Annotated in this window: 11 protein-coding genes; all 11 read left to right on the top strand. The window is 55.7% G+C overall.

Features of this window, described 5'->3' with window-relative positions; genetic code table 11:
• The 11 genes from rsmH to OGY33_RS22685 are packed head-to-tail and all read left to right on the top strand — an operon-like array spanning nt 1 to nt 13058.
• Nucleotides 1-942, top strand: a complete 942-nt coding sequence (gene rsmH / locus OGY33_RS22735) for a 16S rRNA (cytosine(1402)-N(4))-methyltransferase RsmH (protein ID WP_191238860.1) — start codon at nt 1-3, stop codon at nt 940-942.
• Entirely contained in the window at nt 939-1304 is a 366-nt protein-coding gene (gene ftsL / locus OGY33_RS22730) for a cell division protein FtsL (RefSeq protein WP_006686695.1), read from the top strand. The genes rsmH and ftsL overlap by 4 nt, the downstream gene beginning before the upstream one ends.
• A 15-nt stretch (nt 1305-1319) precedes the next feature.
• Nucleotides 1320-3086: a peptidoglycan glycosyltransferase FtsI gene (ftsI, locus tag OGY33_RS22725; RefSeq protein WP_103014391.1), complete on the top strand. Its 1767-nt coding sequence runs from the start codon at nt 1320-1322 to the stop codon at nt 3084-3086.
• On the top strand, nt 3073-4560 hold the full coding sequence (murE, locus tag OGY33_RS22720) for a UDP-N-acetylmuramoyl-L-alanyl-D-glutamate--2,6-diaminopimelate ligase (RefSeq protein WP_008786196.1): 1488 nt from the start codon (nt 3073-3075) through the stop codon (nt 4558-4560). Before ftsI ends, murE begins: the two co-directional genes overlap by 14 nt.
• Nucleotides 4557-5915 carry a UDP-N-acetylmuramoyl-tripeptide--D-alanyl-D-alanine ligase gene (gene murF / locus OGY33_RS22715; protein WP_103014390.1) on the top strand — a complete coding sequence of 453 codons (1359 nt, stop codon included), beginning with the start codon at nt 4557-4559 and terminating at the stop codon, nt 5913-5915. The genes murE and murF overlap by 4 nt, the downstream gene beginning before the upstream one ends.
• Nucleotides 5909-6991: a phospho-N-acetylmuramoyl-pentapeptide-transferase gene (gene mraY / locus OGY33_RS22710; protein ID WP_003018774.1), complete on the top strand. Its 1083-nt coding sequence runs from the start codon at nt 5909-5911 to the stop codon at nt 6989-6991. The genes murF and mraY overlap by 7 nt, the downstream gene beginning before the upstream one ends.
• Before the next feature lie 2 nt (nt 6992-6993).
• Nucleotides 6994-8310: a UDP-N-acetylmuramoyl-L-alanine--D-glutamate ligase gene (murD, locus tag OGY33_RS22705; protein WP_103014389.1), complete on the top strand. Its 1317-nt coding sequence runs from the start codon at nt 6994-6996 to the stop codon at nt 8308-8310.
• Entirely contained in the window at nt 8310-9554 is a 1245-nt protein-coding gene (ftsW, locus tag OGY33_RS22700) for a cell division protein FtsW (RefSeq protein WP_003829529.1), read from the top strand. Before murD ends, ftsW begins: the two co-directional genes overlap by 1 nt.
• Nucleotides 9551-10618 carry an undecaprenyldiphospho-muramoylpentapeptide beta-N-acetylglucosaminyltransferase gene (murG, locus tag OGY33_RS22695; RefSeq protein ID WP_048214940.1) on the top strand — a complete coding sequence of 356 codons (1068 nt, stop codon included), beginning with the start codon at nt 9551-9553 and terminating at the stop codon, nt 10616-10618. Before ftsW ends, murG begins: the two co-directional genes overlap by 4 nt.
• A 51-nt stretch (nt 10619-10669) precedes the next feature.
• On the top strand, nt 10670-12145 hold the full coding sequence (murC, locus tag OGY33_RS22690) for a UDP-N-acetylmuramate--L-alanine ligase (protein ID WP_003018763.1): 1476 nt from the start codon (nt 10670-10672) through the stop codon (nt 12143-12145).
• The gene (locus tag OGY33_RS22685) at nt 12138-13058 is read left to right on the top strand and encodes a D-alanine--D-alanine ligase (RefSeq protein ID WP_048214939.1); all 921 of its coding nucleotides are present in this window, start codon (nt 12138-12140) and stop codon (nt 13056-13058) included. The genes murC and OGY33_RS22685 overlap by 8 nt, the downstream gene beginning before the upstream one ends.

The raw sequence follows: 13058 nt of genomic DNA, 5'->3' as shown, positions 1-13058 counted from the left end.
ATGACGGAAAATTATAAACATACAACGGTGTTGCTGGATGAAGCCGTAAACGGCCTGAATATTCGTCCAGACGGCATCTACATTGACGGGACATTTGGTCGCGGCGGTCACTCACGTCTGATCCTCTCCCAGCTTGGCGAAGAGGGACGTTTACTGGCAATCGATCGCGATCCGCAGGCTATTTCCGTTGCAAAAACGATTACCGATCCCCGTTTCTCCATCGTACACGGACCTTTCTCTGCGCTGGCTGACTATGTCGCCGAGCGTGGACTGACCGGTAAGATCGACGGGATTCTTCTCGATCTCGGCGTTTCTTCACCGCAGCTCGATGACGCAGAGCGCGGTTTCTCGTTTATGCGTGACGGTCCGTTAGACATGCGTATGGACCCAACACGCGGTCAGTCAGCGGCCGAATGGCTGCAAACCGCTGATGAAGCAGACATTGCCTGGGTGATTAAAACCTTTGGCGAAGAGCGCTTCGGCAAACGCATTGCGCGCGCCATCGTGGAGCGCAACCGCATCGAACCGATGACCCGCACCAAAGAGCTGGCGGAAGTTATTGCAGCGGCAATGCCGGTGAAGGACAAATTCAAACATCCCGCGACCCGTACCTTCCAGGCGGTGCGCATTTGGGTGAACAGTGAACTGGAGGAGATAGAGCAGGCGCTAAAAAGCTCGCTCAGCGTGCTGGCTCCAGGTGGTCGCCTTTCGATCATCAGTTTCCATTCGCTTGAAGACCGCATTGTGAAACGCTTTATGCGTGAACAAAGCCGTGGTCCTCAGGTACCGGCTGGAATACCGATGACCGAAGCGCAGATCAAAAAGCTGGGCGGCCGTGAGTTAAGAGCACTAGGCAAGATGATGCCGGGTGAAGAAGAGGTAGCTGAGAATCCTCGTGCCCGTAGTTCAGTTCTGCGTATTGCAGAGAGGACGAACGCATGATCAGCAGAGTGACAGAAGCCCTCAGCAAAGTTAAAGGATCGATAGGAAGCAACGAGCGCCATGCCTTGCCTGGCGTGATCGGTGACGATCTTTTGCGGTATGGGAAGCTGCCACTCTGCCTGTTCATTTGCATTATTTTGACGGCGGTTACCGTCGTGACAACAGCACACCATACGCGGTTACTGACTGCGCAGCGTGAGCAGCTGGTTCTGGAGCGAGATGCGCTGGATATCGAATGGCGCAACTTGATCCTTGAGGAGAACGCGCTCGGCGACCATAGCCGTGTTGAACGGATCGCAACGGAAAAGCTGCAAATGCAGCATGTCGATCCCTCACAAGAAAATATCGTAGTACAAAAATAAGGATAAACGCGACGCATGAAAGCAGCGGCAAAAACGCACAAACCAAAACGCCAGGAAGAACAAGCCAACTTTGTCAGTTGGCGTTTTGCGTTACTGTGCGGCTGTATTTTGCTGGCATTGGGTTTCCTGCTGGGGCGCGTTGCCTGGCTGCAAATCATTGCGCCGGATATGCTGGTGCGTCAGGGTGACATGCGTTCCCTGCGCGTCCAGGAAGTCTCCACATCGCGCGGGATGATTACCGACCGTTCCGGTCGTCCGCTGGCGGTGAGCGTTCCGGTTAAAGCTATATGGGCCGACCCGAAAGAAGTACATGATGCAGGCGGCGTGAGCGTTGGCGAACGCTGGAGAGCGCTGTCAACCGCGCTGAATCTCCCGCTCGACCAGCTGGCTTCCCGCATTAACGCCAACCCGAAAGGGCGCTTCATCTATCTGGCGCGTCAGGTTAACCCTGACATGGCCGACTACATCAAAAAACTGAAGCTGCCAGGTATCCACCTGCGCGAAGAATCCCGCCGTTACTATCCTTCCGGAGAAGTGACTGCTCACCTCATCGGCTTTACTAACGTCGACAGCCAGGGGATTGAAGGCGTTGAGAAGAGCTTCGACAAGTGGCTCACCGGACAACCGGGCGAACGTATTGTACGTAAAGACCGTTATGGCCGCGTCATTGAAGATATCTCCTCTACCGACAGCCAGGCGGCGCATAACCTCGCGTTGAGCATTGATGAGCGTTTACAGGCACTGGTCTACCGTGAACTGAATAACGCCGTGGCGTTCAACAAGGCGGAGTCAGGCAGTGCGGTACTGGTGGATGTAAACACCGGTGAAGTGCTGGCGATGGCCAACAGTCCGTCCTACAACCCGAACAATCTCACCGGTACGCCAAAAGACGCGATGCGTAACCGTACCATCACCGACGTGTTTGAACCGGGTTCTACCGTTAAACCGATGGTGGTGATGACCGCGCTGCAGCGTGGCGTGGTACGCGAAAATACAGTCCTCAACACTATCCCTTACCGAATTAATGGTCACGAAATCAAAGACGTGGCGCGTTATAGCGAATTAACCCTCACCGGGGTTTTGCAGAAGTCGAGTAACGTCGGTGTTTCCAAGCTGGCGTTAGCGATGCCGTCCTCAGCGTTAGTAGATACTTACTCACGTTTTGGGCTGGGAAAAGCGACCAATTTGGGGTTGGTCGGAGAACGCAGTGGCTTATATCCTCAAAAACAACGGTGGTCTGACATAGAGAGGGCCACCTTCTCTTTCGGCTACGGGCTAATGGTAACGCCGTTACAGTTAGCGCGAGTCTATGCAACGATCGGCAGCTACGGCGTTTATCGTCCACTGTCGATTACCAAAGTTGACCCTCCTGTTCCGGGTGAGCGTATCTTCCCGGAAGATACCGTGCGTACCGTCGTGCATATGATGGAAAGCGTGGCGCTGCCGGGCGGCGGCGGCGTGAAGGCGGCGATTAAAGGCTATCGCATCGCTATTAAAACCGGTACAGCGAAAAAAGTAGGGCCGGATGGCCGTTACATCAACAAATACATTGCTTATACCGCAGGCGTTGCGCCTGCGAGTCAGCCGCGCTTCGCGCTGGTTGTTGTTATCAACGATCCGCAGGCGGGTAAATACTACGGTGGCGCCGTTTCCGCGCCGGTCTTTGGTGCCATCATGGGCGGCGTACTGCGCACCATGAACATCGAGCCGGATGCGCTGACAACGGGCGATAAAAATGAATTTGTGAATAATCAAGGCGAGGCAACAGGTGGCAGATCGTAATTTGCGCGACCTTCTTGCTCCATGGGTGCCGGGTGCACCGGAGCGAGCACTGCGGGAGATGACGCTTGACAGCCGTGTGGCTGCATCAGGCGATCTCTTTGTCGCAGTATTGGGTCATCAGGCGGACGGGCGTCGGTATATCCCGCAGGCGATAGCGCAAGGTGTGGCTGCCATTATTGCAGAAGCAAAAGATGAAGCTACTGATGGTGAAATCCGTGAAATGCATGGCGTTCCGGTCATCTATCTCAGTCAGCTTAACGAACGTTTATCTGCACTGGCGGGCCGTTTTTACCACGAGCCTTCTGAGAAAATGCGTCTGGTCGGCGTAACCGGGACTAACGGTAAAACCACCACCACCCAATTGCTGGCCCAGTGGAGCCAATTGCTTGGCGAAACCAGCGCGGTAATGGGAACAGTAGGCAATGGCCTGCTGGGCAAAGTGATCCCAACGGAAAATACCACCGGTTCAGCCGTTGATGTCCAGCATGTGCTGGCGGGGCTGGCTGCGCAGGGCGCAACGGTTGGCGCGATGGAAGTCTCTTCACACGGCCTGGTTCAGCATCGCGTCGCGGCGCTGAAGTTTGCGGCATCAGTATTTACTAACTTAAGCCGCGACCATCTCGACTACCACGGCGACATGGAACATTACGAAGCCGCGAAATGGCTGCTGTATTCCACGCACCATTGCGGCCAGGCCATCGTCAATGCGGATGATGAGGTCGGTCGTCGCTGGCTGGCGAAACTCCCGGATGCGGTTGCCGTTTCGATGGAAGACCACATCAACCCGAACTGTCATGGTCGTTGGTTAAAAGCGGTTGACGTGAAGTATCACGACAGCGGGGCAACGATTCGTTTTACCTCCTCATGGGGCGACGGCGAAATTGAAAGCCGCCTGATGGGGGCGTTTAACGTCAGCAATCTTCTGCTGGCGCTGGCAACGCTGTTGGCACTGGGCTATCCGTTAGCTGATTTACTGAAAACGGCGACACAATTGCAGCCGGTTTGCGGACGTATGGAAGTGTTCAGCGCGCCGGGTAAAACCACCGTGGTGGTTGATTACGCTCATACGCCAGATGCGCTGGAAAAAGCGCTGCAGGCGGCACGTCTGCACTGTACTGGCAAACTGTGGTGCGTCTTTGGCTGCGGTGGCGATCGCGATAAAGGCAAACGTCCGTTGATGGGCGCAATCGCCGAGCAGTTTGCAGATGTTGTCGTGGTGACTGATGACAACCCGCGTACCGAAGAGCCGCGCGCCATTATTAACGACATTCTGGCGGGTATGCTGGATGCCGGACAGGCGAAGGTGATGGAAGGGCGCGCAGAAGCCGTGACAAACGCCATTATGCAGGCGAAAGAAAACGACGTGGTGCTGGTGGCCGGGAAAGGTCACGAAGATTACCAGATCGTCGGCTCGCAGCGTCTCGACTATTCTGACCGCGTGACCGCAGCGCGTCTGCTGGGGGTTATCGCATGATTAGCGTAACGCTCAGCCAACTGGCGGAGATCCTCCGTGGCGAACTGAAAGGGGCCGATCTGACCCTTGATGCCGTAACAACCGATACGCGTAAAGTGACGCCGGGCTGCCTGTTTGTGGCGCTGAAAGGCGAACGCTTTGATGCCCATGATTTTGCAGACAAAGCGCAAGAGAGCGGGGCGGGTGCGCTGCTGGTCAGCCGCCCGTTGGACACCAACCTGCCGCAGCTGATTGTTAAAGATACGCGTTTGGCGTTTGGTGAACTGGCGGCGTGGGTTCGCGCTCAGGTTCCGGCGCGCGTTGTCGCGCTGACCGGCTCATCCGGTAAAACGTCCGTCAAAGAGATGACGGCTGCCATTCTGAGCCAGTGTGGTAACACCCTATATACCGCGGGCAATCTGAATAACGACATCGGCGTACCGATGACGCTGCTGCGCTTAAACAACGATTACGACTATGCCGTGATTGAGCTTGGCGCCAACCATCAGGGCGAAATCGCCTGGACCGTCGGCCTGACGCGTCCGGAAGCGGCGCTGGTGAACAATCTGGCCGCCGCGCACCTGGAAGGTTTCGGCTCTCTGGCGGGCGTTGCGAAGGCAAAAGGTGAGATTTTTACCGGCCTGTCTGCGAATGGTATCGCCATTATGAATGCCGACAACAACGACTGGTTGAACTGGCAAAGCATCATCGGCGATCGCAAAGTCTGGCGCTTCTCCCCGAATGCGGCCAACAGCGACTTTTCTGCGACCAACGTTCATGTGACCTCGCATGGCACGGAATTTTCTCTGCAAACGCCGGCCGGAAGCATTGATGTCCTGCTGCCGTTGCCTGGTCGCCACAACATAGCCAACGCCCTGGCGGCGGCTGCGCTTTCTATGGCGGTAGGCGCGACGCACGAGGCGATCAAAGCGGGTTTGAAGGATCTGCAAGCGGTACCAGGACGTCTGTTCCCGATTCAACTCGCAGAAAATCAGCTGCTGCTTGACGACTCCTATAACGCGAACGTCGGTTCGATGACCGCAGCGGTGCAGGTGCTGTCTGAAATGCCGGGCTATCGCGTACTGGTCGTTGGCGATATGGCAGAGCTTGGCGCAGAAAGTGAAGCATGCCATGTACAGGTAGGTGTTGCTGCGAAAGCAGCAGGTATCGATCGTGTACTGAGTACAGGAAAACTGAGTCAGGCAATTAGCGACGCCAGTGGCGTTGGCGAACATTTTGCGGATAAAAGCGCGCTGGCCGCGCATCTTAAAGCATTGATTGCAGAACATCAGGTCATGACGATTTTAGTGAAGGGTTCACGTAGTGCCGCCATGGAAGAGGTAGTACGCGCATTACAGGAGAATGGGACATGTTAGTTTGGCTGGCCGAACATTTGGTCAAATATTATTCCGGCTTTAACGTCTTTTCCTATCTGACGTTTCGCGCCATCGTCAGCCTGCTGACCGCGCTGTTCATCTCTTTGTGGATGGGCCCGCGCATGATTGCCCGCTTGCAAAAAATGTCCTTTGGACAGGTTGTACGTAACGACGGTCCTGAATCGCACTTCAGTAAACGCGGTACGCCAACCATGGGCGGGATCATGATCCTCACCGCGATTGTTATCTCCGTTCTGTTGTGGGCATATCCGTCGAACCCGTACGTATGGTGCGTGCTGGTGGTATTGATTGGCTACGGCATTATCGGTTTTGTCGATGACTACCGCAAAGTGGTGCGCAAAGATACCAAGGGGTTGATTGCCCGCTGGAAGTACTTCTGGATGTCGGTGATTGCGCTGGGTGTAGCCTTTGCGCTGTACCTCGCCGGTAAAGACACCCCGGCTACCGAGTTGGTGGTGCCGTTCTTTAAAGATGTCATGCCGCAATTGGGGCTGTTCTACGTGCTGCTGGCGTACTTCGTGATTGTGGGCACTGGCAACGCGGTAAACCTCACCGATGGCCTGGATGGTCTGGCGATTATGCCGACCGTGTTCGTGGCCGCAGGTTTTGCGCTGGTGGCGTGGGCGACCGGTAACATGAACTTTGCCAACTATCTGCACATTCCCTATTTACGCCATGCTGGCGAACTGGTGATCGTCTGTACGGCGATTGTTGGTGCGGGGTTAGGCTTCCTGTGGTTTAACACCTATCCGGCGCAGGTCTTTATGGGAGACGTCGGTTCGCTGGCGTTGGGCGGCGCGCTGGGCATTATTGCCGTGCTGCTGCGTCAGGAATTCCTGCTGGTAATTATGGGCGGCGTATTTGTTGTGGAAACGCTGTCGGTCATTCTGCAGGTTGGTTCCTTTAAGCTGCGCGGACAGCGCATCTTCCGTATGGCGCCGATTCACCATCACTATGAACTGAAAGGCTGGCCGGAACCGCGCGTAATTGTGCGCTTCTGGATTATTTCGCTGATGCTGGTGCTGATTGGCCTGGCAACGCTGAAGGTACGTTAATCATGGCTGATTACCAGGGTAAAAAAGTCGTCATTATCGGTCTGGGACTGACCGGGCTGTCCTGCGTGGATTTCTTTCTGGCGCGCGGCGTGACGCCGCGTGTGATGGATACCCGCGCAACGCCACCTGGCCTGGATAAATTGTCGGAAGCGGTTGAGCGTCATGTTGGCAGCCTGAATGATGATTGGCTGCTGGCCGCCGATCTTATCGTCGCCAGCCCTGGTATTGCCCTGGCGCATCCTTCGCTGAGCGCCGCTGCTGATGCAGGGATCGAAATTGTCGGTGACATCGAGCTGTTCTGTCGTGAAGCGCAGGCGCCGATCGTCGCGATCACCGGTTCCAACGGGAAAAGCACCGTCACCACGTTGGTGGGAGAAATGGCGAAAGCGGCTGGTGTGAACGTGGGTGTTGGCGGAAATATCGGCCTGCCCGCGCTGATGTTGCTGGATGACGAACGTGAGCTGTATGTACTGGAGCTGTCGAGCTTCCAGCTGGAGACAACCTCCAGCTTACAGGCCGTAGCCGCCACCATTTTGAACGTCACTGAAGATCATATGGACAGGTATCCATTTGGCTTGCAGCAGTACCGTGCAGCCAAACTGCGCGTCTATGAGAATGCGAAAGTGTGTGTGGTTAATGCCGATGATGCGCTGACCATGCCGATTCGCGGGGCGGATGAGCGCTGCGTGAGCTTTGGCATCAACATGGGTGACTATCATCTCAATCGTCAGCAGGGTGAAACCTGGCTGCGGGTGAAGGGCGAAAAAGTCCTGAACGTGAAAGAGATGACGCTTACCGGCCAGCATAACTATACCAACGCCCTGGCGGCGCTGGCGCTGGCGGATGCTGCGGGTCTGCCGCGGGCATCCAGCCTGAAAGCGCTGACTACCTTTACCGGTCTGGCGCATCGTTTCCAGTTGGTACTGAATCATAACGGTGTGCGTTGGATCAACGATTCAAAAGCCACCAACGTTGGCAGCACCGAAGCGGCGCTGAATGGTCTGCACGTTGACGGTACGTTGCACCTGCTGCTGGGCGGCGATGGGAAATCCGCCGACTTTATGCCGCTGCAACGCTACCTGACTGGCGACAACATTCGTCTGTACTGCTTTGGTCGCGATGGCGCGCAGCTTGCCGCTCTGCGTCCTGAGGTTGCGGAACACACTGAAACCATGGAGCAGGCAATGCGTCTGCTCGCACCGCGTGTGAAGTCGGGCGATATGGTGCTGCTGTCGCCAGCCTGCGCCAGCCTTGACCAGTTCAAGAACTTTGAGCAACGCGGTGACGTCTTTACCCGTTTAGCGAAGGAGTTGGGTTGATGCGATTCTCTCTCCCTCGTCTGAAAATGCCGCGCGTACCGGGACTGGGTGTCCTGGCGTGGATCTTCGCGGCACTTAAAGGCTGGGTGATGGCTTCGCGTGATAAAGACGCGGACAGCCTGATCATGTATGACCGCATGCTGCTGTGGCTGACTTTTGGTCTGGCAGCGATCGGTTTTGTGATGGTGACATCGGCATCGATGCCCGTAGGGCAACGCCTGGCAGGCGATCCTTTCCTGTTTGCTAAGCGTGACGCGCTGTATATCTTCCTCGCGTTCTGTCTGGCGATGGTGACGCTGCGTCTGCCGATGGAGTTCTGGCAAAAGTACAGCACGACGATGCTGATCGCCTCGATCATCATGTTGTTGATCGTGCTGGTGGTGGGGAGCTCAGTTAACGGGGCATCGCGCTGGATCGCGCTGGGTCCACTGCGTATTCAGCCTGCGGAATTCACCAAGCTGTCGCTGTTCTGTTATCTCGCTAACTACCTGGTGCGTAAAGTCGATGAAGTGCGTAATAACCTGCGCGGCTTCTTAAAACCGATGGGTGTGATTCTGGTGCTGGCAGTCTTACTGCTGGCGCAGCCTGACCTTGGTACGGTGGTGGTGCTGTTTGTCACGACGCTGGCGATGCTGTTTCTCGCTGGCGCGAAACTGTGGCAGTTCATTGCCATTATCGGCATGGGGATTTCGGCGGTGGTGCTGCTGATCCTTGCCGAACCGTATCGTATTCGCCGCGTAACCTCCTTCTGGAACCCATGGGAAGATCCGTTTGGCAGCGGCTATCAGTTAACGCAATCGCTGATGGCTTTTGGTCGCGGTGAGGTTTGGGGTCAGGGGTTAGGTAATTCAGTGCAAAAACTGGAGTATTTACCGGAAGCGCACACCGACTTCATCTTCGCCATCATTGGGGAAGAGCTGGGTTATATCGGTGTGGTATTGGCACTTTTAATGGTATTCTTCGTCGCTTTTCGCGCGATGTCGATTGGCCGCAAAGCGCTGGAAATTGACCACCGTTTTTCAGGCTTTTTAGCCTGCTCCATCGGGATTTGGTTTAGCTTCCAGGCGCTGGTAAACGTCGGCGCGGCAGCAGGCATGCTGCCAACCAAAGGTCTGACGTTACCGCTGATCAGTTATGGTGGTTCCAGTTTGTTGATTATGTCGACGGCCATCATGTTTTTGTTACGTATTGATTATGAAACGCGTCTGGAAAAAGCCCAGGCGTTTACACGAGGTGCACGATGAGTGGTCAACCGAAGCGGTTAATGGTGATGGCAGGCGGTACCGGCGGGCATGTGTTCCCGGGGCTGGCGGTCGCGCACCATTTAATGGCCCAGGGCTGGCAGGTTCGTTGGCTGGGCACCGCCGATCGTATGGAAGCGGACTTAGTGCCGAAGCATGGCATCGAAATTGACTTTATTCGCATCTCCGGTTTGCGTGGCAAAGGTGTCAACGCGCTGCTTGCCGCCCCCGTGCGTATTTTTAATGCCTGGCGTCAGGCGCGCGCCATTATGAAGCAGTTTAAGCCTGATGTGGTGCTGGGGATGGGCGGCTATGTGTCCGGCCCTGGCGGTCTGGCTGCCTGGTCATTAGGCATCCCGGTTGTCCTGCATGAGCAGAACGGCATTGCGGGATTAACCAACAAGTGGCTGGCGAAGATTGCAACGAAGGTGATGCAGGCTTTTCCTGGCGCTTTCCCGAATGCGGAAGTGGTGGGGAACCCGGTACGCACCGACGTTCTGGCGCTGCCGTTGCCAGAAGCGCGTCTGACGGGGCGTGAAGGCCCGGTTCGCGTGCTGGTCGTCGGGGGATCTCAGGGCGCACGCGTATTGAACCAGACGATGCCGCAGGTTGCCGCAAAGCTTGGTGACGCGGTGACTATCTGGCATCAGAGTGGCAAAGGCGCGCAGCAAACCGTTGAACAGGCGTATGCCGACGCGGGACAACCGCAGCACAAGGTCACTGAGTTTATTGATGATATGGCAGCCGCCTACGCGTGGGCAGATGTCGTAGTTTGTCGCTCCGGTGCGCTGACGGTAAGCGAAATTGCCGCCGCAGGTTTGCCTGCGCTGTTTGTGCCTTTTCAGCATAAAGACCGACAGCAGTACTGGAATGCGCTGCCGCTGGAGAAAGCGGGCGCCGCCAAAATTCTTGAGCAGCCGCAGTTTACTGTGGATGCCGTCGCTAACACCCTTTCCGGGTGGTCGCGAGAAACTTTATTAACCATGGCAGAACGTGCGCGCGCCGCTTCCATTCCGGATGCTACAGAGCGTGTTGCTAATGAAGTGAGCCGGGCTGCCCGGGCGTAATTGTGGTGATGCCTTTTGCATCGCATGAACTAAGAAGTTAATGGCTAAAGAATGAATACACAACAACTGGCAAAACTGCGTTCCATCGTGCCCGAAATGCGTCGCGTTCGGCACATTCACTTTGTCGGCATCGGTGGTGCTGGTATGGGCGGTATTGCCGAAGTTTTGGCCAACGAAGGTTATCAGATCAGCGGTTCTGACTTAGCGCCGAACCCGGTGACGCAGCAATTGACGAATCTGGGCGCCACGATTTTCTTCAACCATCGCCCGGAAAACGTGCGCGATGCGAGCGTGGTGGTGGTATCCAGCGCCATTTCTGCGGATAACCCGGAAATTGTTGCGGCGCATGAAGCGCGCATTCCGGTGATCCGTCGTGCTGAAATGCTGGCGGAGTTAATGCGTTTTCGTCACGGTATCGCCATTGCCGGGACGCACGGTAAAACCACGACCACAGCGATGGTCTCCAGTATCTACGCGGAAGCGGGGCTGGATCCGACGTTTGTCAACGGCGGTCTGGTGAAGGCCGCAGGCGTCCATGCGCGTCTGGGTCATAGCCGTTATTTAATTGCGGAGGCGGATGAGAGCGATGCGTCGTTCCTGCATTTGCAGCCGATGGTGGCGATTGTTACCAATATCGAAGCCGATCATATGGATACCTACCATGGCGACTTCGAAAATTTAAAGCAGACGTTTATTAATTTCCTGCATAACTTGCCGTTTTATGGTCGTGCGGTGATGTGCGTTGACGATCCGGTGATCCGCGAGTTGTTGCCGCGAGTTGGTCGTCAAACCACAACCTATGGTTTCAGCGATGATGCTGATGTGCGCGTCGAAGATTACCAGCAGATTGGTCCACAAGGGCACTTCACGCTGCTGCGTCAGGGGATGGCCGATTTACGCGTGACGTTGAACGCACCGGGCCGTCACAATGCGCTGAACGCGGCGGCGGCGGTAGCAGTTGCAACAGAAGAAGGCATTGAAGACGACGCAATTCTGCGCGCGCTGGAAAGTTTCCAGGGCACCGGACGACGTTTTGACTTCCTTGGCGAATTCCCGCTTGAGCCGGTAAACGGTAAAGCCGGGACGGCGATGCTGGTGGATGATTATGGTCATCACCCTACGGAAGTGGATGCGACGATTAAAGCTGCACGCGCGGGCTGGCCGGACAAAAATTTGGTGATGCTGTTCCAGCCGCACCGCTTTACGCGTACTCGCGATCTGTATGACGACTTTGCCAACGTGCTGACTCAGGTCGATGCACTGTTGATGCTGGATGTGTACGCCGCGGGTGAAGCCGCGATTCCAGGAGCCGACAGCCGCTCTCTGTGCCGTACGATCCGTGGTCGCGGTAAGATCGATCCGATTCTGGTATCCGATCCGGCTCAGGTGGCAGATATGCTGGCGCCGGTATTAACCGGCAACGATCTGATTTTGGTGCAGGGCGCTGGAAATATCGGCAAAATCGCGCGTTCCTTAGCTGAAATCAAACTGAAGCCGCAAAACCCGGAGGAAGAACAACATGGCTGATAAAATCGCGGTCCTGTTAGGGGGAACCTCCGCAGAGCGTGACGTTTCGCTGAATTCCGGCGCGGCCGTACTGGCAGGGTTACGCGAAGGTGGTGTGGATGCTCATCCAATTGACCCAAAAGAGGTTGATGTCACGCTTTTGAAATCGATGGGTTTTCAAAAGGTGTTTATTGCGCTGCACGGTCGTGGTGGTGAAGATGGCACGTTGCAGGGCATGCTGGAGCTGGTTGGTCTGCCGTACACCGGTAGTGGCGTCATGGCTTCTGCGATTTCGATGGACAAACTGCGCAGCAAACTGTTGTGGCAGGGGGCTGGTTTACCGGTCGCGCCTTGGGTCGCATTGACCCGCGCTGAGTTCGAAAAAGGCCTTAGTGATGAGGTGGTTACGGAGATTTCTGCGCTAGGTTTGCCGCTGATTGTGAAGCCAAGCCGTGAAGGCTCAAGCGTAGGGATGTCAAAAGTTGAAGAAGAAAATGCTTTGCATGGTGCATTAGCATTGGCTTTTCAGCATGATGAAGAAGTACTGATCGAAAAATGGCTCAGTGGCCCGGAATTTACAGTTGCGATACTTGGTGAAGAAATTTTACCGTCAATACGTATCCAACCCGCGGGAACCTTCTATGATTATGAGGCGAAGTATCTCTCTGATGAGACACAATATTTCTGCCCTGCCGGTCTGGAAGTCGAACAAGAGGCCCGTTTACAGGAATTAGTCCTGAAAGCGTGGACCACATTGGGCTGTAAAGGTTGGGGTCGCATTGACGTCATGCTGGACAGCGATGGCCAGTTTTATCTGCTGGAAGCGAATACCTCTCCGGGTATGACCAGCCACAGTCTGGTGCCGATGGCGGCGCGTCAGGCGGGCCTGAGCTTCTCGCAGTTGGTGGTAAGAATTCTGGAGTTGGCGGACTGA

It is taken from the genome of Citrobacter sp. Cpo032 (assembly GCF_030332975.1).
Classification (GTDB): domain Bacteria; phylum Pseudomonadota; class Gammaproteobacteria; order Enterobacterales; family Enterobacteriaceae; genus Citrobacter; species Citrobacter portucalensis.
The sequence above is the reverse complement of the archived record's forward strand: the minus strand, read 5'-3'. Positions and strand labels throughout refer to the sequence as shown.

What these genes read in the sequence shown, in the direction of transcription:
- rsmH (WP_191238860.1), top strand. Translation starts at nt 1, where the DNA reads ATGACGGAAAATTATAAACATACAACGGTGTTGCTGGATGAAGCCGTA.
- ftsL (WP_006686695.1), top strand. Translation starts at nt 939, where the DNA reads ATGATCAGCAGAGTGACAGAAGCCCTCAGCAAAGTTAAAGGATCGATA.
- ftsI (WP_103014391.1), top strand. Translation starts at nt 1,320, where the DNA reads ATGAAAGCAGCGGCAAAAACGCACAAACCAAAACGCCAGGAAGAACAA.
- murF (WP_103014390.1), top strand. Translation starts at nt 4,557, where the DNA reads ATGATTAGCGTAACGCTCAGCCAACTGGCGGAGATCCTCCGTGGCGAA.
- mraY (WP_003018774.1), top strand. Translation starts at nt 5,909, where the DNA reads ATGTTAGTTTGGCTGGCCGAACATTTGGTCAAATATTATTCCGGCTTT.
- murD (WP_103014389.1), top strand. Translation starts at nt 6,994, where the DNA reads ATGGCTGATTACCAGGGTAAAAAAGTCGTCATTATCGGTCTGGGACTG.
- ftsW (WP_003829529.1), top strand. Translation starts at nt 8,310, where the DNA reads ATGCGATTCTCTCTCCCTCGTCTGAAAATGCCGCGCGTACCGGGACTG.
- murG (WP_048214940.1), top strand. Translation starts at nt 9,551, where the DNA reads ATGAGTGGTCAACCGAAGCGGTTAATGGTGATGGCAGGCGGTACCGGC.
- murC (WP_003018763.1), top strand. Translation starts at nt 10,670, where the DNA reads ATGAATACACAACAACTGGCAAAACTGCGTTCCATCGTGCCCGAAATG.
- OGY33_RS22685 (WP_048214939.1), top strand. Translation starts at nt 12,138, where the DNA reads ATGGCTGATAAAATCGCGGTCCTGTTAGGGGGAACCTCCGCAGAGCGT.